At 43.8% G+C, this 23,359-nt stretch carries 15 protein-coding genes, 1 tRNA gene and 1 pseudogene; 11 read left to right on the forward strand and 6 right to left on the reverse strand.

The genetic code is table 11. The features are described 5' to 3' along the window. Window positions 1–25 precede the first annotated feature (25 nt). Window positions 26–643 (reverse strand): annotated as a pseudogene (locus UL82_RS11325) (helix-turn-helix domain-containing protein); the annotation flags it as partial. Window positions 644–986: 343 nt separating this feature from the next. Here UL82_RS11325 and UL82_RS03215 point away from each other — a divergent pair. Together UL82_RS03215 and UL82_RS03220 are read left to right on the forward strand one after the other, a co-directional pair. Then, window positions 987–1,370, forward strand: a complete 384-nt coding sequence (locus tag UL82_RS03215) for a hypothetical protein (RefSeq protein WP_046438985.1) — start codon at window positions 987–989, stop codon at window positions 1,368–1,370. Between the two features lie 435 nt (window positions 1,371–1,805). Next, window positions 1,806–2,156, forward strand: a complete 351-nt coding sequence (locus UL82_RS03220; RefSeq protein WP_046438986.1) for a hypothetical protein — start codon at window positions 1,806–1,808, stop codon at window positions 2,154–2,156. 384 nt (window positions 2,157–2,540) lie between these two features. On the opposite strand, the gene UL82_RS11145 is transcribed toward UL82_RS03220, so the two are convergent. From UL82_RS11145 to UL82_RS03235, 3 genes are all read right to left on the reverse strand, one after another. After that, window positions 2,541–6,176 (reverse strand): DUF5979 domain-containing protein, encoded by a 3,636-nt coding sequence (locus tag UL82_RS11145; RefSeq protein ID WP_046438987.1) that lies wholly within the window; start codon window positions 6,174–6,176, stop codon window positions 2,541–2,543. A 440-nt stretch (window positions 6,177–6,616) separates the two neighbouring features. Then, the gene (locus tag UL82_RS11150) at window positions 6,617–9,973 is read right to left on the reverse strand and encodes a DUF5979 domain-containing protein (RefSeq protein ID WP_046438988.1); all 3,357 of its coding nucleotides are present in this window, start codon (window positions 9,971–9,973) and stop codon (window positions 6,617–6,619) included. A gap of 416 nt (window positions 9,974–10,389) precedes the next feature. After that, window positions 10,390–10,463, reverse strand: a tRNA-Arg gene (locus UL82_RS03235). A gap of 118 nt (window positions 10,464–10,581) precedes the next feature. On the opposite strand from UL82_RS03235, the gene UL82_RS03240 reads away from it, so the two are divergent. From UL82_RS03240 to UL82_RS03280, 9 genes are all read left to right on the forward strand, one after another. Then, window positions 10,582–12,606: a cytochrome c oxidase assembly protein gene (locus UL82_RS03240; protein ID WP_046438989.1), complete on the forward strand. Its 2,025-nt coding sequence runs from the start codon at window positions 10,582–10,584 to the stop codon at window positions 12,604–12,606. Window positions 12,607–12,880: 274 nt separating this feature from the next. Further along, entirely contained in the window at window positions 12,881–13,375 is a 495-nt protein-coding gene (locus UL82_RS03245) for a single-stranded DNA-binding protein (RefSeq protein ID WP_052735855.1), read from the forward strand. 310 nt (window positions 13,376–13,685) lie between these two features. Beyond that, a complete protein-coding gene (ettA, locus tag UL82_RS03250; protein WP_046438990.1) occupies window positions 13,686–15,356 on the forward strand; it encodes an energy-dependent translational throttle protein EttA in 1,671 nt (556 codons plus the stop codon). Window positions 15,357–15,907: 551 nt separating this feature from the next. After that, a complete protein-coding gene (locus UL82_RS03255; RefSeq protein ID WP_046441141.1) occupies window positions 15,908–16,768 on the forward strand; it encodes a transporter substrate-binding domain-containing protein in 861 nt (286 codons plus the stop codon). A gap of 124 nt (window positions 16,769–16,892) precedes the next feature. Then, entirely contained in the window at window positions 16,893–17,552 is a 660-nt protein-coding gene (locus UL82_RS03260) for an amino acid ABC transporter permease (protein WP_046438991.1), read from the forward strand. Next, a complete protein-coding gene (locus UL82_RS03265; protein ID WP_046438992.1) occupies window positions 17,533–18,207 on the forward strand; it encodes an amino acid ABC transporter permease in 675 nt (224 codons plus the stop codon). The genes UL82_RS03260 and UL82_RS03265 overlap by 20 nt, the downstream gene beginning before the upstream one ends. Then, on the forward strand, window positions 18,204–18,965 hold the full coding sequence (locus UL82_RS03270; RefSeq protein ID WP_046438993.1) for an amino acid ABC transporter ATP-binding protein: 762 nt from the start codon (window positions 18,204–18,206) through the stop codon (window positions 18,963–18,965). Before UL82_RS03265 ends, UL82_RS03270 begins: the two co-directional genes overlap by 4 nt. Before the next feature lie 15 nt (window positions 18,966–18,980). Continuing rightward, a complete protein-coding gene (locus UL82_RS03275; RefSeq protein ID WP_046438994.1) occupies window positions 18,981–19,400 on the forward strand; it encodes an acyl-CoA thioesterase in 420 nt (139 codons plus the stop codon). After that, on the forward strand, window positions 19,400–19,987 hold the full coding sequence (locus UL82_RS03280; protein ID WP_046438995.1) for a hypothetical protein: 588 nt from the start codon (window positions 19,400–19,402) through the stop codon (window positions 19,985–19,987). Before UL82_RS03275 ends, UL82_RS03280 begins: the two co-directional genes overlap by 1 nt. A 6-nt stretch (window positions 19,988–19,993) precedes the next feature. Here the strand turns inward: UL82_RS03280 and UL82_RS03285 are convergent, their stop codons facing one another. Both UL82_RS03285 and pepN read right to left on the reverse strand, forming a co-directional pair. Then, on the reverse strand, window positions 19,994–20,386 hold the full coding sequence (locus tag UL82_RS03285) for a globin domain-containing protein (RefSeq protein ID WP_046438996.1): 393 nt from the start codon (window positions 20,384–20,386) through the stop codon (window positions 19,994–19,996). Window positions 20,387–20,610: 224 nt separating this feature from the next. Further along, window positions 20,611–23,223 (reverse strand): aminopeptidase N, encoded by a 2,613-nt coding sequence (gene pepN / locus UL82_RS03290; RefSeq protein ID WP_046438997.1) that lies wholly within the window; start codon window positions 23,221–23,223, stop codon window positions 20,611–20,613. Between the last annotated feature and the right edge of the window lie 136 nt (window positions 23,224–23,359).

Genomic DNA, 23,359 nt, shown 5'->3' on the forward strand with positions numbered 1-23,359 from the left:
ACCGCAATCTGGCGAAGTATTCGCTGTGATACATTTCGGTTTTCAGATGCCCGAAGAAAAATCTCCATAGCCACATTGTCATAGCAGTCACCCTTATGTGACATGGACTGAATATCACTGACCCACACCATGTTTGGCTTATCAGGGTTAATTTTTCCGATCCAACGCATTTTTCGCAATGTGGCTGATAGTACCGCTGATAGTACCTTTGTACGAGTTATATTTCTTTTTAAGCCGAACCTTAGATTTAAGTTCCGCATTTTTTAAGTAGGTGTTTTCCGCACGCAGTTTCGCTACTTCACGACGAAGTTTGTCTTGCTCTGTCAACAGCTTCGCAGGCTTACTGCCTTTCGCAGCATCCCTTCGGCTTTGGACGTAGCGCTTTATCACTACCTTTAGGCCACACCTGCGCCCAATCGGCAACGAGTTGGGGTGATGACAAACCGAATTCACGGGCAAGCTCCATTTTTGAACTTGCCAGAGTTGAAACGATCAACAACTTCCTTCTTTACATCGAAGGAATATCGCTGCTTAGTTGGTTTTTCCACAAAACATAGTCTGCCATGAAGTTTGAACCGATATTCAAGTACTCGTACCGGATTAGGGCTAGCCCGATATGGTGTTCTGCTTCTTTATAACCCATACCTTGTTCAAATAATTCAACAAGCTGGTTTCGCTGATTTTTTGCTTAATGAGCTTCGTTTACTCACAGGGATACTTCCTGTTCGTTAGTATTTGTTTTCTTAGTCCAATTAACAAGGAGCAGTTCATTTATACCTTGGAGAAGGAATGCTTTTAGTCTGCGGAAGAGGTTTTATTTTTGATGGTTATTCAGTTAATAAAAGTTAAAATTTCATCTTTAGTTATTTATTATATTTTTCTTAGGAAAATTTTAGTTTTTATTTAAGATGTTGTAATCTTTCGTATTGTTCATATTTGGACATTTACTTTCTATTTTCCTACTTTTGGTTAAGGACGGTTTTCTTTTGAAGATTCGCAAAATTAGCCTAGTTATCGCTAGCGCCATTGTAATGACAGGTTCTACGGCTGCAGTTGCCCCAGCATGTGAGGTGTGGGATTCGCAGACATGGGATTCAGAGGAATGGAATTCAGGGGCATGGGATTCACAGACATGGGAAACGATTCCTTTGGAGAATTTTTTCCCACGATGGAAAGAGGAGTTTGATCGATGTGTTCTTGTGTACGGTGAGAATCAGCGTGATCTTTGTGGGCGCTACGTCACGTTGGATATGAATTATAAGATTCATATCCAACGGAAGGATCTTAAAAAAGCTGCCTACTTTAAAGGCTTGGCGGAGGAAGTGGCGGTTAAACTTTTTGACACCAAGTACCCTGGGAAAAAGAATTAAATTAGTGCCTCTTTTTTGTGGTTTCGGCTACCATTTTTGATGCTTATTATTCATACTCTTACGGTTCCTTTATATGGGATCATAAGAGTTTTTTTATGGAGTGGGATCAGGGTTGACAAGGAACCTGTAAAGGGAAAAGGAAAAGCCTGGAAAATAATTAGTCAGATTACTTTCCGGACATTGTTTTTGTGACATGAACGTTACCTCGTCGCAGCGTCACTGCCTATAATAGCAGGTGGTCAATAGGATGTAACTGTAACCAAGAGGGTATTTTAATGGTTGCATATGTCAATAACTGTGTTGAATTTTATCTTTAACCCCCTATTATGGTTCTCTCAGTGAAAATTTAGTTTTCATGGAAAGTATTGTATTGTTTCGTATTGTTCCTACCGGAACATGTACCTATCCTGTTTTTCGACCTAGGGGATTTCTCTTATGAAACTTCGTAAAATTAGCCTAGCTATCGCTAGCGTCATCATGATGGCAGGTTCCACAGCTGCGATTGCTTCAGCGCAGGCATATTATTCTCCTGAGGAATACGGAGAGCATCTTCAACGCAATTTTTCAAAATACTGGCGTGGTGGTGTTGAGTCATGCGTTTTTGAGTTTGGTGAGGAGCAGCGTTCCCTGTGCCAGTATTACACTACGATGTCTTTGAATCACGCTATTTATGAGGCACGTGGTCGTCATCAGGATAAAGCGGATTATTTTAAGTCCTTAGCAGATGAGGCTCAGAATAAGCTTTATGAATCAAAGTATGGTAGTGATAGCTCAGACTCTATCTGATTAAACTCGTACCAGTTTGTGATAGTTTTGGTCACTGACTCTGGTTTTTTATTTTTGCTGCTCTTACGGTTCCTTTACATGGGATCGTAAGAGTTTTTGTTGTTATGGGCTAAAAGTGTGTGATTGTATGTTTCACCCTGGGGTATTTGGCAGTCAGAGGTCCTGATGCAATCACTAAGAGCTCAACCCAGGGGGACAATAGGTAAACGTAATGACGATTGATAACACACAAAGACTAGTGTTTAACCGATGCTGGCAACATAGATGAGATTAAAGAACTGTTGAAAGTATAAAAATACCCCTCTTTTCTTACCCGCTATAACACCTAGAGAAAAGAGGGGATATTTTTATATGCACTAGCTATAACCTAACACATGGTATGTGTTAACTATTTTTAGCGTTACGCCCACGATAGGTAATAAACCCACCGACTGCAGCAAGAAGAACCGCTACAAAAGCTAACCAGATAACAGAAGCACCAGTATTAGCAAGACCCTTGCCTGGTTTATCTGTACCTGGTTTCGGTGTCACCAACGACTGAGTTGTTGGTGGTGCTACCTGTGGGGTAGTCGCAGTTACCGAAGGTACTGGCATTGGTGGTTGTGGTGCTGGTGGGATAGGAATCGGAATCGGGATTGGAACAATCGGTGGAATCCGATGCGTAGTCGTTGGGTTAATAGGCTCCGTCGTAGTGGTAGTTGTAGTCGACGTTGTCGTGATTGGTGTCGATGTTGAGCTAGTTGAAGTCGGTGTTGATGAAGACGTAGTCGGGACTGGTTTCGTGGTCGACGTGGTGGTTGGAGCAGGCTGCGTCGTTGGAGTAGATGACGAAGTAGTCGGTACCGGTTCGGTAGTCGGCTGCGTTGTTGGTGCAGGTTCTGTAGTTGGGGTTGACGACGACGTGGTTGGAGCAGGCTGCGTTGTTGTAGTCGTCTCTGTTGTTGGTGTCGGTTCCGTGGTCGGTGTTGACGACGAAGTAGTCGGTGCCGGCTCTGTTGTCGTTGTTGTCTCCGTAGTTGGTGGAACCGGAGGAACAACAGGAGTGTACTTATTTACCGCAGTAACAACCAATTCTGGCTTATTCACACTACGAGGATCAACCAGGATCGTATCATCAATGGATTCTCTTCCGTTACTTGCTAACCACCGTAATACGTGCTCATAGCCATCCACAGAAGCGTTAGTTTCAGCAACTTCACAGGTCGAATCAATCGGTAGATTCTCAACCTTAATCATTGCACCGTCTTTAAGCTTAGCGGTACCACGAACAGGTTCTGTTCCATGATCGCCACGACAAACCCAGCTGAATTCAAATTCCTTGTTCTTATCGGTAAGACCTTCAACCTGCTTCTTCAAAGTGAAGCCACCAGTTTCAGGTTGAGGTTTTTCTTCAGGGGTGTATTTGTTTATCGCAGTAACAATCAAAGGATCATCAGACTGCTTACGTGGTGTTACCTTAATCGGATCCTCAGACTTTGGTTCACCATTGATTAACCACTTCAAAGTATGAGTGTAACCATCTAGTTTCTCAACACCGGTTTCTTTGATCGTGCAGGATGAATTCAGTGGCAGACCGCTAATAAGAGAACCTTGACCATTACCGAGTTCTACTCGACCCGTCTTGGAAGGCTCACCGTCATCAGTAATGCACTCCCATTCGAAAGTAAACTTCTTACCTTTTAGTTGAGCTCGCGCATCAGCATCTTTCACTTCTTTAACCAGTGTAAACTGACCCAACTCAGGTCCAGGCTTTTTAACTGGAGTGTATTCATTTCGTGCCTGAATAGTTAACAGAGTTTCAGAACCAATAGTGAAACTAAACCTGTTCCCCTCTTGTTTTACTTTTTCTCCATCAACGCGAAGTTCATGGGTAAATCCATTAACCTTGGCCGATTCTTCCGTCTCGGTAACAGTACAGCTGGTTCCTACTGGAAACTCTTGACTTTCAAATTCACCCTTGTGCTTGACCATGAAGTCACCAGTTTGTTTATCTCCTTGGCCTTCTGGTGGGGTGCATTCCCAGGTGAACTTGAATTCATGCGCACTCAGCTTTTCATCAAAGCTAGCTGTGTTGTCTTCATGGATAAGTGTAGTGGTCTTGGTGACCTTAAACTTACCCTTTTCAGGCTCAGGGTTTGGTTCAACGGGCTTATATGTATTATAAGCGCCAAAAAGACCATTGAAGTCGGCCTTAGTAATGGTAAACGTATAACCGTTATTGTCCGGAGTTTTGCTATTACCAGCTTCGTTGTTTTGTTCCCATTCTAATTTTTCGTAGCTGTAGCCTTCAACATTGAGGTCGGTTTTATCTTCAGTTACTGTGCATTGGGTACCAATAGGTAATCCAGACACCCGGGGACTGAATTGTCCAGGTGAAAGTTCGACTGTACCTTGTTTCTTTTCTGCCTGTTGCCCGTCGACGTTAGGTGGGGTACAGACGTAGTTAAGCTTAAACTTTTTGTCTTTGACCGCGTTACGGAATTCTTCAGCTTTAGCATTATCAGTAACGAGTGCTATCTTGCCCAGAGCAAAGCTTCCGGTTGGTTCTTCGAACTTGTTGGTCACAACAACATGGATAGCTTCAATAAATTTCTCATCAACTTCAAACTCGATCTGAGATGCAGAGCCAGCACTTTCAATTTTTTCACCTGGTTTAACAGCTATCCAGGATACGGTAAGCTTACGACCCTTTTTGACCTCGTCAGAAATCTTCTCTGTGATAGTACATTTCCAGCCTTTATCCAAGTCTTGGATATGCATAAAACTATCATGCATAACCGTTACAGAACCATTTTTCTTAACTTCGCCTTGAGGGTTTTTACACTCGTAATCGAACTTATAACCCTGCTTTTTATCCTCTTCGGTTCCAACAACGTTTTTCTCAACAGTGAAACCACCTTTAGCACCAAAACCTAAACCACCAGCGCTAGGGAAACGAACATGCCCTTGAACTTCTTTGCTATCGATCATGGCTTTATTGGTCACAATGCTACCTGGCATAGGCCTTTTATCTGTGTATGCCGTTAAAGTGAGAACGGGAGCAGCTTGATCAGACAGACCGTAAGGGAATGTAGCAGAAACTTTATTCTCGCTGCAGGTTAACTGATAATTATGTCCTTGCTGATAATTCTCATTTTGAGTTGCGCCTGTAATGCCATAGCGCATGCCACCACCTGCACCATGAGCAGAATAAATAGCGTGGCGAACTGATTCTATTGTTCCTTGGCCATTTTTAATGAAGGAGGAAACATAAACAGGTGCATAACCATCAGTGTATTTACCGTCACAGGCAAACTTCCAGCCATCAGGAACTGTATCTTCAACGGTTACTAGTCCACTTTTATCTTCGTTTTTATGTTTTTTAGGGTCGATACCTACCGACCATTGGATAGTGTGAACCTTGTTTTTATTATCAAAACCGCGGTACTCGCCGATCTTAGAATCATCATGAAATTCTCCACCCTCACGTTTTTCGAATTTGCCAGGAAGACTCCCATTACCGCAGCCTGAAAAATTGAGGTTACTATCAAACGCGCTGCTGGTGTTCCAGGTGACAGCGACATGTGCTTTGCCATGAACATCGAAGTTACGTTCCTGGAATTCAGTCAGGGTAATAATGAATTTCTTTTTCTCATTATCCCACTGACCAGTAGCAACAATCTCCCCTTTGTGGTCTTGAAGAAAAACAGTGCCTGTATCTACACCTTTAAGTTGGTCTGGGAGATCAAACTCGAATTTATCGCCTGCTTTAGCTTCTTTTTTCGCTGTCCACTCGAATTCGACTTCAGCGAAACCACTAGGGCCTACATACTTACTATCTGTAATATTTGGGCTATCGCTTTTCCACTTAACGTTTGACCAATTTCCGCCGGTGCACACCGCTTGACCTAAAGCAGTAGGAGCATAGCGGGTGACAAGAGGAATAGAGCTTGCTATAAGAAGCAAGGAAAAAAGCACTACCAGCCAAGGATTCTTTGTTACACCCTTGGCTAGGGTGCGTTTTATAACTGATGTATTCATATTCTTTTTTCCGTACCCACCACGTGCATGTTTTTATCAAGGTAGTGGGTAACCGTAGGGGATTTTTGGTTACTAAAATTAACTTTCTGAGAGAAAAGTTGATATCAATGCTTCAATACTTAATTGTCCCTGAGGGAAACTAGATATCTTTACACTGCTTTCGGTGAGTATATTTCTCCTTAAGCGTGTATACAAACAATACTTTAAAAAACTTTAAGATTCTTAGTTTTATAAAAATGCAAAAACCACCAATAGGTATCACAAAAAATTACGATAATAAAACACGAACAAAATAAACATAAAACGCATATAGACACGTTTTGCTATGGGAAACATGTCTATATAAAAAAGTGGCTTCCTTTATTCTTAACATAAATTAAGAATAAAGGAAGCCACCTACGTGGTTATTCTTTAACCTCTAACACACATGTTTTATGTGGCTAGTTGTTCTTATTCGCACGACCACGGTAAGTAATAACCCCACCGACTGCAGCAAGAAGAACCGCTACAAGTACTAACCAGATAACAGAAGCACCAGTGTTAGCAAGACCCTTGCCCTTATTTACTTGGCCAGGAGCAGCACTAGTGGTGTTCTTGGTGTTGTTCTGCTGTGGCTGGGCAGTGTTGTTGCCACCGTGGTGTGGTGCGGTGGTCACGCCTGGGGCAGGGCTATTGTTTCCACCATTCGGAGCAGGAGCAGGAGCAGGAGCAGGAGCAGGCGCTGGTGCTGGTGCTGGTGGGAATGGTGCCGGAGGAACCGGAATAGGAATCGGGATTGGAATAATCGGCGGGAACTTACCGGTTGTGGTTGGAACAATCGGCTCAGTAGACGAAGTCGTCGTGGTTGGCTGTACCGACGAAGTAGTCGATGAGGTCGATGTTGCTGACGAGGTGCTAGAAGCAGACGTTGTTGGTGTCATGCTTGACGTTGCCGAGGTTGTCGGAACTGGACGAGTTGTCGACGACGAGGTTGTTGTTGGTGCTGGCTTATCATCCTTGGTATAGGTGTTAACAGCGGTAACAACTAGTTCTTTTTCACCTGCTTTGCGTGGGTCGATAAGTACCACGCCGTTTTGGGATGCTTTTTCTTCACCATTGGTCAACCACTTTAATGAATGCTTAAAACCTGCAATAGAGGGGTCTCTTTCAAAAACTCGACAGGTTGAGTTCAGTGGCAGATCGGTAACAACAAAGCGCTCACCATTTTTTAGCTTTGTGGTGCCGCCAGTGAGTTTACTGTCATCGTCGGTGCATCGCCAGTCAAAATCAAATTCTTTTTGGCTTTGGGTTCCTTCGACTTTTTTCTCTAGGGTGAAGCTGCCAGTGCCAGGCTTTGGCGCAGCAGAAGACGAGGTGGTTGGTGTTGGGGTGGTTGTCTTCGACGATGAAGTAGCTGTGGTTGTTGGTACTGGCTTTGAAGTGGTTGATGGAACCGGCTTAGTCGTTGTCTCAGTTGTCGGGGTTACTGGAGGAACAACAGGGGTGTATTTGTTTACCGCAGTAACAACCAACTCTGGCTTATTAGCACCACGAGGATCAACCATAATAATGGGATCGGTTGATTTTTTACCGTCACTCGTTGACCAGCTCAAAGAATGGCTGTACCCAGCTATAGGTGCGTTAGTTTCAGAAAGCCTACAGGTTGAATCAATCGGTAGATTCTCAACCTTAAACGTTGCACCGTCTTTGAGCTTAGCTTTGCCACGAACAGCTTGTGTTCCAAGGTCACCGTTGCAGATCCAAGTGAACTCAAATTCCTTGTTCTTATCGGTAAGACCTTCCACCTGCTTTTTCAAAGTGAAGCCACCAGTATTAGGTTTAGGTTTTCCTTCAGGGGTGTAGTCATTGCTTACATCGATAGTAAACATAACCTGAGAATCAATAGTAAAACTAAACTTGTTCCCCTCTTGGGTCACTTTCTCGTTATTAACGACGAGTTTATGAGTATATCCATCGATCTTGGAGAATGCCTCATCCTCAGTAACGGTGCATGAGGATCCTAGCGGAATTTCATCACTCCTAAATTCTCCGGCAGACTTGACTTTGGCTTCACCGGTTTGTTTTTCTCCTTGGCCTTCTGGTGGGGTGCATTCCCAAGTGAATTTAAATTCGTGCTCAGTGAACTTCTTATCGTAATCACGGCTTCCGTCTTCTTTAAGGCCTGAAGCGAGTTTTTTGACTCTGAATTTACCTGTCTTAATCTCAGGTTTTGGAAGCTCATCCTTGGTGTAAGTATTAACGGCTGTAAGAGTGAGCGGATTTTCTGACCCTTTTTCACGTGGTGTGACCGTAAAAGGATTCTCAGATCCCTTTGACTCCTCGTTAGTCAACCATTCCAAGCTGTGGGTATAGCCGTCTAGTTGTGGGATATCGGTTTCTTTGATCGTACAAGAAGAATTGAGCGGAAGCCCGGTGATCTTTTTGGATTGGCCATCGATAAGTTTTTCTTCGCCTTCTTTGATGCTCTTTTCCTGGTCACCGTTGGTGGTGCATTCCCATTTGAAAGTGAACTGTTGTCCCTTTAGCTTGGCTTTGGCATCATCGTTTTTCACTATCTTAGCGAGAGTGAATTCGGCAGTTTTAGCTTCCGGCTGGGGCGCGATTGACGATGAAGTTGGCGTAGGTTTCTTGTCTTGAGAATAAGTGTTTGTCAGAAGAACAGTGCTCAGTTCGTCATTTGAGGTTGTAAAAGTAGTTGTACCGGTGGGTGATTCTTCAGGTGCAGCACTATTTAAGCTAACAAGAACTTTATGGGTATACCCTGGAATCTTCGCAGAGTTGAGATCTTCGGTAACCGTGCAAGAAGAACCCTCAGGGATGTACTCAATCTTTTGGTTTTTTGTGTCCATCAGGGTGATGGAGCCTTTTATTTCTTTACCACCGTTTGGTGGAGTGCACTTCCAAGTAAACTTGAACTTTTTTGTTTGAAAGATGGGATTATTTACATTTTTTCCATTTTCGAGTCTAACCTGGGCATGCTTGTGGACAAGGAAAGAGGATTCACCTTCAGGATCCATCTGTGGTTGTCCGTGCCTTGTGTAGTCGAATCTTATTGTGATTTTGGTTTCTTTACCAGCCTCAATCGTAAAGTTAATTTCAGAATTGCCGGTTCTGTGTCCATCTGCGGTAACAGTGTGTGCTCCTGTATACCCTGTGATCTTGGGTGCAACGCCAGGGGGATAGATGGTGCACTGTGTACCTGCTGAGAAGGAATTGCTTTGATAATTGTCATCGTTAGTTAGGGTAACTTCAGTGGGTGCCTTTCCTACACATATCAAGCTATAGCTTTCCGTTATAGGTTTAAGAATGGGATAAGTGCTAACAGATTTCCCATCGATTGTGATTTTCTGTTCGAGGGAAAATGTTCCTACTGTGGTTTTCTGTTCTTCTGCGGTTTTCTCTTCCGCTGGTTCGAAAATACCTTTGAAGAATTCTACAACCCGTTCAACAAGTGATGGTTCTTCGTCTGTTGTAGTTGTGTTATCGGGTGTTTCCTGTGGATCTTCTGTAGCTGTTGCCTCCTCTACGGGGAGCTGATCAGAAGGCTGGGTTTCAGCGTCATCAGATGGCAGCTCACCAGCAGTAGCGTCGTCTACAGCAACGGTGGTGTCTTCTACTGTGTCGAGGGGGTTGTCTGTTGTTTCGGAAAGTGCTGTTTCTTGTGCTGTTGCGCTATGAGAGAAGTTGATAGCAAGTGGTACAAGACTTGCTATGAGAAGAAGTGTGAAGAGTATAGCAAGCCATGGGCTATGTAATAAGCCTTGGCTTGTTTTTCTTTTTGTAGGGGAATGATTCATGTTTTTTCCGTATCGTTTTTTTGAGAGTGCTCTTTATATAGAGCGCAAGACATTTATTCTCGCCTTATGTCAAAGGATTAGAGGGGTGACAGGCTTTGAAGCAGCCTGGTGTGGTTCCGCAAAGGCTGTTGTCAATGTCTTATTGATTTAAATTATCGTCTGTAGCGGTGTTTAGACAAGTGTTGGTGGGTGTTGCTGTGTATTTGTTTTTGTTTCCGGTTGTTGCCACGTTTTTAGTTTTTGCAGGTGGTAAAAGTGCTGTATGAAGAGGTGAAAATCCCATGACAATTCCACGACATTTCCACGACACAAGACGGAAAACCGCAGGAAAAAAATGGAAACAGACAACAAAAGAAAAAAATAAGAAAACCCTCTCCTACCTGCGTTTATTCTGGTAGGAGAGGGTAAAGAAAAAGTGCCCCCAGCAGGATTCGAACCCGCGACCAATGGGGTAGAAACCCACTGCTCTAATCCACTGAGCTATGGAGGCTAGTGCGTTCAGAACGTGCATATAAACATTAGCGTAAGAATCATAAAAGGTGGGAATCGTATTGACTAACACCACAATTAATTCGGGAGACAAGGAGCTAAAGGATAAGCTAAGGGGCATGCCTGAAACCATTAACCGAGTGCGTTCTACATGGCCTCTGTATGTTCTATTCGTATCTGTTGCGGGTGTAATAGCAGCGATTTTAGGTTTTTCTTTTCTTGGCGAATCTCTCGCTGCGCTTGGTATCCCAGATCCAGGTGTGCTTACTACCGCAGGTCTTCCGTTTGTGCGTGCGGCAGCGTGGATGATGGCATCACTGGCTGTGGGATCATTTATGACGGCAGCTTTTTATATTTCGCCATTGAAAATGCGCACATTAAGCGTTGACGGGGCAATAGCAACGCGTACCGGAACTATGGCCATCATCTGCTATGCGCTTATTGCTATGGCAATGATTCCGTTAACTTTGTCAGATATTTCTGGTCAGCCGTTAAGCAGCGCGCTTAATTTTGCGGCTTTGGAAGTAGCAATTAGTCAGGTTGCTACAGCACAGGCTTGGCTAGTCGCAGCTATTATTGCCATATTTTTTGCTTTAGGCAGTGCGTTACGACGAACCTATCTTTGGCAACCGCTGTGGTTAGCAGGATCTTTTGCCATGGTCTTACCTCTTGGTTTAGAAGGACACTCGGCTGCTGGTGGCGATCATGATTATGGCACTAATTCTTTGTTATTCCACCTATTTTTCGCATTTATGTGGGTTGGCGGTTTACTTGGTCTTATTGCTCATGGACGCAGACTCGGCCCAGATATGACTTTGGCAGTGCGCCGCTATTCAAAGATTGCTTTGATTTCTATTATCGTCATGGCTATTTCTGGCACGATTAATGCAGCAATTAGGGTATTGCCGGTTGATCTTTTAACCACTACTTATGGGCGTGTTGTGTTAGCAAAGCTAGTGCTAACAATTGCTTTGGGGATGATCGGATTTATTCACCGTCAGAAAACCATACCGAGGCTCGTCGATAAGCCAATAATGTTTATCCGCGTAGCTATTGTTGAAGTAATAATTATGGCCGCGACTATTGGGGTAGCGGTATCAATGGGGCGAACGCCCCCGCCGCCACCGCGTTATATTGATCTTTCGCCGATGGCTTTGGAGATGGGATATTCCCTTTCTAAGGCGCCAACTTTTTGGAATGTGTGGACAACGTGGCGCTTTGACATTATGTTTTCTACCTTCGGTATTGTTATCGCTGCGTTGTATCTGTGGGGGTTACATCAGTTAAAAAAGAGCAATAAGTCGTGGCCATGGCAGCGCACATTGTGGTTTATGCTTGGCTCGCTGAGCTTGGCAGTGGGGATGAGCAACGGCATTGGATTGTATATGCCGGCGATGTTCTCGATGCATATGGTTGCTCATATGATGCTTTCCATGGTGATTCCAGTTTTTTTGGTATTGGGAGCACCAATTACGTTGGCTTTAGAAACCTTGCAAAAAGGTAGCGAAGACAATCCTGGAATGTATGAGTGGCTAGAGATGTTGGTTAATTCCAAGACTTTGAAGTTGATTATGCATCCAGCATTTAATACGGTTCAGTATCTCTTTGTTTTTTACATTCTTTATATCACTCCGTGGTACGACGTAATGGTTTCTGAGCATGCTGGTCACTTATTAACCAATTGGGTTTTCTTATTATCTGGTTATCTTTATTATTGGGAAATGATTAGTTCAGATCCCAAGCCTTATCACAATACAGTTATTAAGCGTCTAGCCTGGCTTGTCTTTTCTATGCCGGTGCATTTGTATTTTGGCGTCTATCTTATGCAGCTTTCGGAAGTGCTGGCTTATGATTTTTATGCCCAGCTTGATTTGCCATGGCACCCTGATCTTATGCACGATCAAAATGTTGGTGGTGGTATTGCGTGGGCATCGGGTTCTTTCCCTTTGGTGGTGGTGTTTGGAACGCTTTTTATTCAATGGCTGCGCGAAGATCGGGCACAGGAAGCAGAGTATGAGTCCAGGGTTGAATCGGGCGATGAAGATGATTGGGATGAATATAATCGCATGCTCGCTTTAATGAATAGTGGCGAGACAACCGCTACGTCTGTCTATCATGAAGAGGGTTTTGATACAAGGGGATAGCTAAGAAAAGTCGAAACCTGTGGATAACTTTCTGTGAGGAAGCTGTGATTCCACAGATTTTTGGCTTTTTAAGTAAAGTTCTTCCCTATTGTTTTCTATCTGGGTTCAATAAGTAATAGGTGTTAACAAACTAGCTGTGACGTTAGTTTTTTGCTTTTCGACGCACACCGCATCGACAGATTTTAAAGTAGTGGCTGTATGCGGTGGTACGCGTAGCTGAAGGCAATAAATCACTATGGAAACTTATTATTAGCTCAAGTACAAGGAGACCCTTATGCATACCCCAACTACGATCATTGGCAATTTGGTAGAAAATCCCATGCTAAAAAAGTTAAGTGAAAACGGCATTAAAGCAGATTTCCGGTTAGCTTGTTCTAGGAGAGTTCCTACTAAAGAAGGCCAGTGGATTGATGCAGATCAGCTTTTTATCGACGTTGAGTGTTGGGGTGATCTTGCCGTGAATGTAAAAAAGAATCTTATTAAAGGCCGTCCCGTTATTTGTGTGGGACATCTTTCTACCGATAGTTGGATGGATAAGAACGATCCCACTAAAACGATGAGTAAAATAAAGCTTCGGGCTCACTATGTTGGTTTGGAGATGACTCGCTATGAGCTAGCATCACGGCGAAGTAGCACACATGAAGTCGCTCACGATGGGTTAAGTTTTTCTGATACTGCTGAGCCGCTGTGGGATAAAGACTATACGGATAAAACTTCGGTAGTAGGTGTTGGTGCACTATCCGCTATAGACGCAGAAGCACCGTTTTAGCACTGTGATGTGTAACTAGGTATGTCTTATTTGTGCTGTTAGCAGAGTAAAAGTACTGCTAACAGTTAACTAGGATGAACTAATTATTTACGCTTGGCAGATATTTATATTATTGCTTATGCCTTAAAGTGCATGCGTATTACGTGTAGTAGCAGTGCTATGTACTGATGATTCTGGGGTAAACCAGTGCGGCTGTTCACAATTGAAAACCGTGGGTGTTTATTTGGTGTATACCGTTTTAGCAGTAGTTTCGAATATCATGTACGCTTTTCATCGAACTTGTGAGCTGTATTTTAAGGAGACGTGAGACGTGGGCGAATTCATCTACACGATGAAGAACGTGCGCAAAGCTATTGGCGATAAAGTCATTTTGGACAATGTCACTATGGCTTTTTATCCAGGCGCAAAAATCGGTGTCGTTGGCCCCAACGGTGCTGGTAAGTCTTCTATTTTGAAGATTATGGCCGGGCTTGATCAGCCATCGAATGGTGAAGCATTCCTCGATCCAGGTGCTACCGTGGGTATTCTTTTGCAGGAGCCTCCTTTGAATGAGGAGAAGACTGTGCGCGAGAATGTCGAAGAGGGTATGGGTGAGATTTTCCAGATTCGTCAGCGCTATGAGCAAATCGCAGAAGAAATGGCGACAAATTATACCGATGAGCTTATGGAAGAAATGACTGAGCTCCAGGAAAAAATTGATGCTGCCGATGCATGGGAATTGGATTCCAAGATCGAACAGGCTATGGAGGCATTGCGCTGCCCACCTTCTGATGCACCAGTAACTAATCTTTCTGGTGGTGAACGTCGTCGTGTTGCATTAGCAAAACTCTTATTATCCGAGCCAGATTTATTGCTTCTCGACGAGCCTACCAACCATCTTGACGCAGAGTCAGTGCTATGGCTTGAGCAGCATTTAGCTAAATATCCTGGTGCTGTACTTGCTGTGACTCACGATCGTTACTTCCTTGATCACGTTGCTGGTTGGATCTGCGAAGTTGATCGTGGAAAGCTTTATCCTTATGAAGGCAATTACTCTACTTATTTAGAGACAAAGGCGCAGCGTTTAGAAGTTGCCGGTAAGAAGGATCAGAAATTACAAAAGCGACTCAAGGAAGAACTTGAATGGGTACGTTCTGGTGCTAAAGCACGTCAGGCAAAGAATAAGGCTCGTCTGCAGCGGTATGAGGAAATGGCTGCTGAGGCTGAGCAGTATAAGAAGCTTGATTTTGAAGAAATTCAAATTCCTACCCCGCCGCGTTTGGGCAATCAAGTTGTTGAGGTAACCAATCTAGAAAAGGGCTTTGATGGGCGAGTGCTTATCAAAGACTTGTCTTTCACCTTGCCACGAAACGGTATTGTTGGTGTGATTGGTCCTAACGGTGTAGGTAAGTCCACCTTGTTCAAGACAATTGTTGGCCTAGAACAACCAGATGCTGGTGAGGTCAAGGTTGGCCAGACTGTGCAACTGAGCTACGTGGATCAGAACCGCGAAAACATTGATCCAGAAAAGACAGTATGGGAAGTTGTTTCTGACGGTCTGGATTTTATCCATGTTGGCCAAAATGAGATGCCATCGCGTGCCTATCTATCAGCGTTTGGTTTTAAAGGCCCGGATCAGCAGAAGCCATCAAAGGTATTGTCTGGCGGTGAGCGTAACCGTCTCAACCTCGCTTTGACCCTTAAACAGGGCGGTAACCTGATTCTTCTTGATGAGCCAACCAATGACCTTGATGTGGAAACTTTAGGCTCGTTAGAAAATGCATTACAGAAATTCCCTGGTTGTGCTGTGGTGATTTCTCACGATCGTTGGTTCTTGGATCGTACCTGTACTCACATTCTGGCGTGGGAAGGAAATATTGCTGAAGGTCAGTGGTTCTGGTATGAAGGCAACTTCGAAGATTATGAAAAGAACAAAGTAGAGCGCCTTGGCCCTGATGCAGCACGACCAAGCCGTGTGACACACCGTAAACTTACCCGGTAACTAAACACTATTTAACTAGCTAATGCAGATAGTAGTTAGTTAAGCACTAGGGTTAGTTCTAGTTAAGTGGAGTATAAAACCCGTCGCAGATCGCGGCGGGTTTTGTTTTTGTAGTTACTTGTGCGTTGCGCATACTGAAAATATTGGTGAAATAGTGATTCTAGGCTGTATTGAGTATAAAAACAGTAATTCAAGCAGTATTGAATAAAATTTTTTATGCTTATTTCTTTGGGGTGGTGGGGTTAAAAAACTCTTTTCAGCAGTATAAATGGACACTTTTAAACAGTGTAGTTAGCAATAAATAGACAGATCTGTTCATTAAAAACGGTCAAACTAGTGCATATTTTTGTTACAGTGCTTATACGCAACATTGCTAGTAAAAATCCATCAATTTGGCAAGCTGTTATTGCTGTTATTTTGGCTTAAATACTAACTAGTTGGATACCAGCCTGCGGTAGGCATCCAAGTATTGAGTGGAAGCTAGTTTTGTTCGGTTAGCCCATGAGGCGAGTGTTTTATCACCTCAAACCAACAACCATGAAAGCACAACCATGAAAATGAAAGCGTTTATTGCTACTTTCATCGCAGCTGCCTTAGTAACCGCATGTGCTGCTACAGATTCCTCTTCGACTGCTACAAATTCGACCGATTCTAGAGCCCAAAATTATCGAAGCGTAGCGGAAATCCAAGACTCTGGTTTTATTACTATCGGCGTTTTTTCGGATAAATCGCCTTTTGGCTACGTTAATTCTTCTGGTGAATACGCTGGTTATGATATCGAATACGGCAATCGTATTGGACAAGACTTAAACGTGGCTATCTCCTATGTTCCAGTTGAGGCTGCTTCCCGTGTGGAGTTTTTAAGCACCAATAAAGTCGATTTGATTTTGGCTAATTTCACGGTAACATCGCAACGTGCAGAAAAAGTAGATTTTGCGCAGCCTTATATGAAGGTATCTTTGGGCTTAGTCTCGCCAGATAGTAAACCAATAAACGACGAAGCTGATCTTGTTGGTAAAAATATTATCGTGGTCAAGGGCACTACTGCGGAAACGTATTTGGAATCGACGTATCCGGAACTTAAATTACAAAAATACGATCAATACACCGAAGCTACTAATGCGCTTGCCGACGGACGTGGTGATGCATGGGTAACTGATAACACTGAGGCACTTGCCTGGGTGGAAAATAACAACGGCTTTAGTACAACAATTACTTCCTTGGGAAATGTCGATACCATTGCCGGCGCAGTTGCTAAAGGAAATACTAGTTTATTGAATTGGCTTAATGACGAACTTATTGTTTTAGGTGAAGAGAACTTTTTCCATAAAAACTTTACTAAAACACTCCAACCTGTTTATGGAGATCAAATTAACCCTGATGAACTAGTAGTTGAAGGCGGCCAGCTTTAGTTTGTCCTATTTGTTTTTCTGGCCTTATTTTATGTTGCTGCGTCTTTTTATAAACGGGCTCAACACACAAACGTTGATAAGTAGCACAACGAGGTCAGTTTTAATAATAGGGACCTAACGTATTATGGATTTTTCCGTTATTTACGATTCAATTCCGCTGTATGCTCAAGCGGCGCTGACAACTGTACGTACTGCGTTTATCGGTATTGTCTTGGCTTTTGTATTCGGTAGCGTGTGCGCAGTAATAAAGCAGCTTCGTATTCCTATTCTGTGGCAATTGGTAAATATCTATATTGAGTTTTCTCGTAATACGCCATTGATTGTTCAGCTTTTCTTTCTTTATTTTGGGCTCCCCAAGTTAGGGATCGTATTAAGCAGTGAAGCCTGTGCAATTATTGGGCTGACCTTTTTAGGCGGTGGCTATATGGCGGAATCTTTGCGTGCTGGGTTAGAAGCAGTCGATGGTATCCAAAACCAATCTGCACTGAGTTTGGGTATGACACAGACACAAAGTTTACGCACAGTGGTTTTCCCACAGGCGCTTGCTATTGCGGCCCCCGGAATTACTGCCAATGTGATCTTTTTAATTAAAGAAACTTCGGTGGTTTCCGTAGTTGCACTTGCTGATTTAATTTATGTGGCTAAATCGCAGATCGGTTCTACTTATGACACCCGCGAGGCACTCTTTTTATTAGTAGTTTTCTACCTCATCATTTTATTGCCGACGAGTTTATTGTCTGGTTGCATAGAAAGGTGGCTGCGTCATGCTGCCCATGGGGCTTGAACTTATTTTTGAGGGAAATAATTTCTCACGTTTATTGCTAGGTATGTGGACTTCAGTACGCATCGCTTTGATCGCAATGGCAATTTCCATTGGGTTGGGCATGTTTATGGGCGTGCTGATGGTATCGAAAAGCTCTGCTATCCGATTCATTTGTCGGTTATACCTAGAGTTTGTGCGTATTATGCCTCAGTTAGTACTGCTGTTTTTGGTTTATTTTGAGCTTACTTACGTTGGAATCAATTTATTACGCGAAGCAGCGGCGGTTATTGTTTTTGTTTTGTGGGGAACCGCGGAGATGGGGGATTTGGTGCGTTCAGCGATTACTTCGATTCCACGTCACCAGTATTTAAGCGCACAGGCACTAGGGCTAAAACAGCTGCAAGTGTATGTCCGTATTATTATCCCGCAAGCTTTTCGACGCCTACTGCCTGGCATCATTAATCTCACCAATCGTATGATTATGACTACTGCTTTAGTAGTGCTTATTGGGGTTGTGGAAGTACTTAAAGTGGCACAACAGATTATTGATGCTCATAGATTCGATTATCCAGATGCTGCATTGTGGATTTATGGTTTTGTTTTCTTTGCCTATTTTTTCATGTGTTACCCCATCTCGATGATTGCTCGTTTTTTGGAAAGGAAATGGGCTATATGAGCCTTATTGAATTGCAGTCGGTTGTTAAACGCTATGGCGACAATACTGTACTTGATGGTGTTAGTTTGGAAGTATTGGCTGGGGAAGTGGTAGCAATTATTGGTCCTTCGGGCTGTGGAAAATCTACGTTACTGCGTTGTATCAATGGGTTGGAAGAAATCCAGGCTGGGCAGATTATTTTTCGAGGTGAGCCGCTAACTAAAAACACTAAGTGGACGCAGCTTCGCCAAGATATTGGCATGGTTTTTCAAAACTATGAACTTTTTAATCATTTGACAGTGCTCGATAACCTTTTGTTAGCCCCCAAAGTCGTTCAAAAAGCGAATAAAAAAGAAGTTACTCAGCGTGCCCACATGCTTTTAGCACGGGTGGGGTTAGCCGGAAAAGAAAAATCTTATCCGCGTGAGTTGTCTGGTGGACAAAAACAACGCGTTGCTATTGTGCGAGCATTAATGATGAATCCGCAAGTGCTCTTGCTTGATGAGATTACTGCTTCGCTAGATCCAGAAATTGTTCGTGAAGTACTTGATGTCGTTCTGAAACTAGCAAAAGAAGGCATGACCATGGTAATTGTGACTCACGAGATGGATTTTGCTCGTGCCATTGCCGATACAGTTGTATTTATGGATGCCGGGAATATTGTAGAAAAAGGCAATCCGCGTACTTTTTTCGATCATCCAAGAACACAGCGTGCCCAACGCTTCCTCAATACCTTGAGCTTTGATGATCTGTTAGATGGTACGGATACTAAAAACTAGCTAGACTATGTTTTCATGGCTGAAGATACTTTTCTTGTGCACACAACCCATATTCCGCTACGGTGGTCTGATTTTGACCGTTTTGGCCACCTCTCTAATGCTCGTTATATTGAAATCGCCCAGGAAGCGCGGCAAATTTTTGGTGATGAAGAATTTAAAGAACGTGCTTTAGAAGTGCCCGCGATGTTCGTGCGCAAAATCGATATCAGCTACGACCGGGCTATTTTGCCAAACACCACCTCAGTTAAAGTTGTTACCACTGTGACCAAAGTGGGTAATACTTCATTGACTACTAGCCAAGAACTTTTCGACGTTGAAGATAATTGCTGTGCTGTTCTAGAAGCAGTACAGGTGGTTATTGATACCGTTATGCACAGCCCGCGTCCTATTACTGATATGGAGCGCAAAGTTATGCTCGGACAGCTACCTCGCTGATGCTTGAAATAACCAGTGGGCAATCGGGACTGCGCTCGTTAATTCAGCGTGCTTTAGTTTTAGATGAGAATGCGTTGGTTCGCGCAAGCGATTTAGGCGATGGCAGCCTGGATATTTTCGTGACCACCCCTTTTCAGACTATTGCCGCTCGCCGAGTTACCGGAACTATGAGCAGTACTGGAACAGTATTCCGAGCCAGTGATATGTCAGAGACTTTCGCTGCTTCCTGGCCAGGGGCATTGCCTCCGATTAGTGGATATCAGCTTCTCGACGATATTCCTACTGCAGTTGTGAGCAAACTTGCCGAACAAGGTCAGGCCTTAGCTAGACAATTTTCTGGCCCGCTTGGCCCGCCTAGTTCTTTATTGGAACAAGAAGTAATTACCGTTGATGGTCATGGGCAAGAAGCCCATATTCCTATGCGAATGATTTTTACCTGTACCGCATTAGGACTTATCCCTGGGTTTAGTGCCCCCGCTGATATTCCACGTCACCTGCGGGTATCAGTACTTGGCCGGTGGACTCGACTCGATGCGCCTTTTGGCTCTGTGTACCGTAGCACGGGTTTACCACTTTTGTTTAGCTAGTACATATTATTGCGCTGGTGATTCCGGCTGGTTGATGAGCATGAACGCGACTTTACGCATATGCTCTTTCATAGCCATACGATATGCCGGCGCTAAGGTTTGCTCATCAATTTCTTCAATGGCAGCATCCATAATTTCTAGCCAGCGATGTGCTTCCTTTTCACCAATAGCAAAAAGGTGATGACGCATTCGCAATCGAGGGTGTCCACGATTTTCACTAAAAGTGTGTGGCCCACCCCAATACTGAGCAAGAAACCAGCGTAACCGATCTTCAGCGCCTTCCCAATCATGGGCAGGATACATCGGTCCAATAAGATCATCAGTGCGCATACGCTGGTAAAAGAGATGTACTAGTTTTCGGAAAGTTTCTTCGCCGCCAACTTCTTCATAGAAATTCAACTATATTCTCCTAGGTGGTCATAAAACGTACCATATGTTTAAAAATACGTATGTCGATTCTACGGTGAATAAGTTTTTACCGACTTGATAAGAGATGCGGTGAGTAACTTCGTCGAAAAGCAGATTTTTATTGGGTTTAACAACGCAGGTCTTAGTTTCTAGGAAAAGCTAAAAGCAGCGAGGCTATTGAAAACCTCGCTGCTTTTAATTAAGGTGGCGTTGTTTTAGCTGCCGTCGAAGGCACGATTTTTTAGACCACGCTCAGCGCGATCTTTGCCTTCAGCGATAATCCGGCGTAGACCATGAGGTAAATCTTTTTGCTCAAGGAATGCAGCAGCTAATTCCACTATCTGTGGGCTAGCGTCCCAATATGGGAAAGCCCCACTAAGAGTAGTTGTTGCTACATCGCTAGAAACATTTGACCAGAGCTGAGCGGCACACTCAAAGTATTCGCTAGTGAATTCTTGGAGTAGATCATCAGAATGGGTGAAGTCTAAACCCTCCAACTTGTGTCGTAATTCCAAGTTACTGAGGGAATCTGTCTGGTGCATAATCTGATTGAAAATTTCGCGCTTATTCTCAGCAGCATTAATAGCTGCCTGAGCACGTAATGCTGCCATCTGGCCAGAAGAAGTATTATCACTAGCAAGCAATTCAGCAATGCGTGCTAGTGGATCTTCAAACTGCGCATCAGCAATAAGTGCCGTTAATGCCCACCACTTAAGATCGGCATCGATATGAATACCTGGGAATACCTGTTTATCGGCCAAGATTTGTTTAAAAGCTTCGGCGGCTTCTTCATTAAGGGCAACCTTAGCAAGAGCTTGCACAAAAGCTAACTGAGTATCTGAACCTGGTTCACTATGAAGTGCTGCCTCTAATAGAGTTTGTGCAAGCAGTTCTTCACCTTTTGTAGCTAGCCAATGTCTATCTGCATAGAAATTGACTGCCGTGGTTACTTGACTTAGCAGACGTTCTAGCACCATAATTTGATCTTCGGTACCCGCACCACGAGCAACAAGCGTTAGGAAGTCGCGAGCACGTAACTTTTGGTTACGAGTCATTTCCCAAGCAGCAGACCAACATAGGGTGCGTGCCATGGGATCGTCGATCTTATCAATATTTTCTAAGAGGAAGGCCATGGAGTTATCGTCAAGACCAAGTGCACAGTAGGTGAGATCTTCATCGTTGACAATAACTAGTTGCGCAGCAGGGACACCAATAAATTCAGTTACTGCTGTAGCGGCATTAGTAATATCAACTTCTGCGCGGTGGGTACGGATAACCTTGCCATCAACTAATGAGTAAAGACCGACAGCAACCCGGTGAGTGCGTAACTCACCGGCACCAGGTGTGGCTCCGGATTGTATTACCTTAAAGTCAGTGTATACGCCATTTTCTATGGTAAAACTTGGTGAAAGCGTATTAAGGCCAGTGGTTTTAATCCATTGCTGTGCCCACTGCGAAAGATCACGTCCAGAAGCTTGCTCTAGTGCATTAAGTAGATCTGCGAAAGTAGCATTGCCAAAAGCATGTTGGGCAAAGTGGCGGCGCACACCAGCAAAAAATTCTTCTCGGCCAACATAGGCTTGTAATTGCTTTAACACTGAGGCACCTTTGGAATAGGTAATGCCGTCAAAGTTTTGTTCTACTGTTTCAATATCAGAAGCATCTGTGGAAATCGGGTGAGTAGAAGAAAGTTGATCTTGCTGATAAGCCCAAGACTTTTCGACGTTAGCAAAAGTGACCCATGCGTTATGGTATTCAGTAGCCTCAGCTTGGCTCATTGCCGCGCCCCAGGTAGCAAAAGATTCATTAAGCCAGAGATCATCCCACCAACGCATAGTAACTAGATCCCCGAACCACATATGCGCCATTTCATGCAAAATAGTGTCGCATCGGCGCTCATAGCGTGATTTTGTCACTTTGGAAGTAAAAACATATTCATCGCGGAAAGTTACACAACCAGCATTTTCCATAGCACCAGCATTAAATTCAGGAACAAAAAGCTGATCATATTTGCCAAAGGGATAAGCCACACCAAAGTGCGCATGATAGTAATCAAATCCCTGCTTAGTTTCGGTAAAAATAGTTTCCGAATCGAGGCATTCAGCTAGTGACTGCCGGCAAAAGATAGATAGTGGAATCTCTAACTCAGTGGGCTCATCGGCTGGAGTTTCTGGATAGTGAGTTAGCTTTCCTTGCCATATATCAGAAACTTCGTGGTAGCGGCCTGCACAAATAGCGACCAGATAGGTTGATAATGGGTAGTCGATATGAGAGCTAAATTGTTGCCCGTCGGGGAGATCAATAACCGTTTGCGGTGCGTTGGTAATTACTTTCCATCCAGTTGGGGCGATGATATTAAGGCTGTAGGTAGCTTTAAGATCTGGTTGGTCGAAGCAGGCAAAAACACGCTTGGCATCGGCAGTTTCGAATTGAGTATAAAGATAAACTTCGTTGTCTACGGGATCGACAAAGCGGTGTAGTCCTTGACCGGTACGCGAGTAAGCACACACAGCGTTGACTCGAAGCAGGTGTTCGCCGGCGCTGAGTCCTTGTAATAAGATACCGCGGGTTTCGTCATAGCGTCCGTCTTCGGTCATAGGTACGGCGGATTCGGTTATATTGACCTCGTCAAGCAAGACTTCATAAATGTGATTGGCCTGGAGATCAATAAAGGTATCACCGTCGCTGAGCGCGCTAAACCGCACGGTAGTCAGGGAAGGAAATTCAGTTTCGCCAGCGGTGAGATCAATGCTGATGTCGTAGTGGTCAACAAAGATGAGTTGGGAACGTTGTTCGGCCTCGATACGAGTGAGATTGGTAGAAGACATAGCAGCTCCTTGTCTTAAAGTAATTGTATGAGTTTGGGGATAGTTTAAGACTACCTGCGGGGATCAGTGTTCTGACATACACTTGGGAATAAAAGGCATAAATAGCGGTTTTATTCCTAGAGAACTGAGAGCAGGT

This window comes from Corynebacterium kutscheri (assembly GCF_000980835.1).
GTDB classification, from domain to species: domain Bacteria; phylum Actinomycetota; class Actinomycetes; order Mycobacteriales; family Mycobacteriaceae; genus Corynebacterium; species Corynebacterium kutscheri.

Coding starts and splice junctions, on each gene's coding strand:
- UL82_RS03220 (WP_046438986.1), top strand. CDS start 1,806: ATGAAACTTCGTAAAATTAGCCTAGCTATCGCTAGCGTCATCATGATG.
- UL82_RS11145 (WP_046438987.1), bottom strand. CDS start 6,176: ATGAATACATCAGTTATAAAACGCACCCTAGCCAAGGGTGTAACAAAG.
- UL82_RS11150 (WP_046438988.1), bottom strand. CDS start 9,973: ATGAATCATTCCCCTACAAAAAGAAAAACAAGCCAAGGCTTATTACAT.
- UL82_RS03240 (WP_046438989.1), top strand. CDS start 10,582: ATGCCTGAAACCATTAACCGAGTGCGTTCTACATGGCCTCTGTATGTT.
- UL82_RS03245 (WP_052735855.1), top strand. CDS start 12,881: ATGCATACCCCAACTACGATCATTGGCAATTTGGTAGAAAATCCCATG.
- UL82_RS03255 (WP_046441141.1), top strand. CDS start 15,908: ATGAAAATGAAAGCGTTTATTGCTACTTTCATCGCAGCTGCCTTAGTA.
- UL82_RS03260 (WP_046438991.1), top strand. CDS start 16,893: ATGGATTTTTCCGTTATTTACGATTCAATTCCGCTGTATGCTCAAGCG.
- UL82_RS03265 (WP_046438992.1), top strand. CDS start 17,533: ATGCTGCCCATGGGGCTTGAACTTATTTTTGAGGGAAATAATTTCTCA.
- UL82_RS03270 (WP_046438993.1), top strand. CDS start 18,204: ATGAGCCTTATTGAATTGCAGTCGGTTGTTAAACGCTATGGCGACAAT.
- UL82_RS03275 (WP_046438994.1), top strand. CDS start 18,981: ATGGCTGAAGATACTTTTCTTGTGCACACAACCCATATTCCGCTACGG.
- UL82_RS03280 (WP_046438995.1), top strand. CDS start 19,400: ATGCTTGAAATAACCAGTGGGCAATCGGGACTGCGCTCGTTAATTCAG.
- pepN (WP_046438997.1), bottom strand. CDS start 23,223: ATGTCTTCTACCAATCTCACTCGTATCGAGGCCGAACAACGTTCCCAA.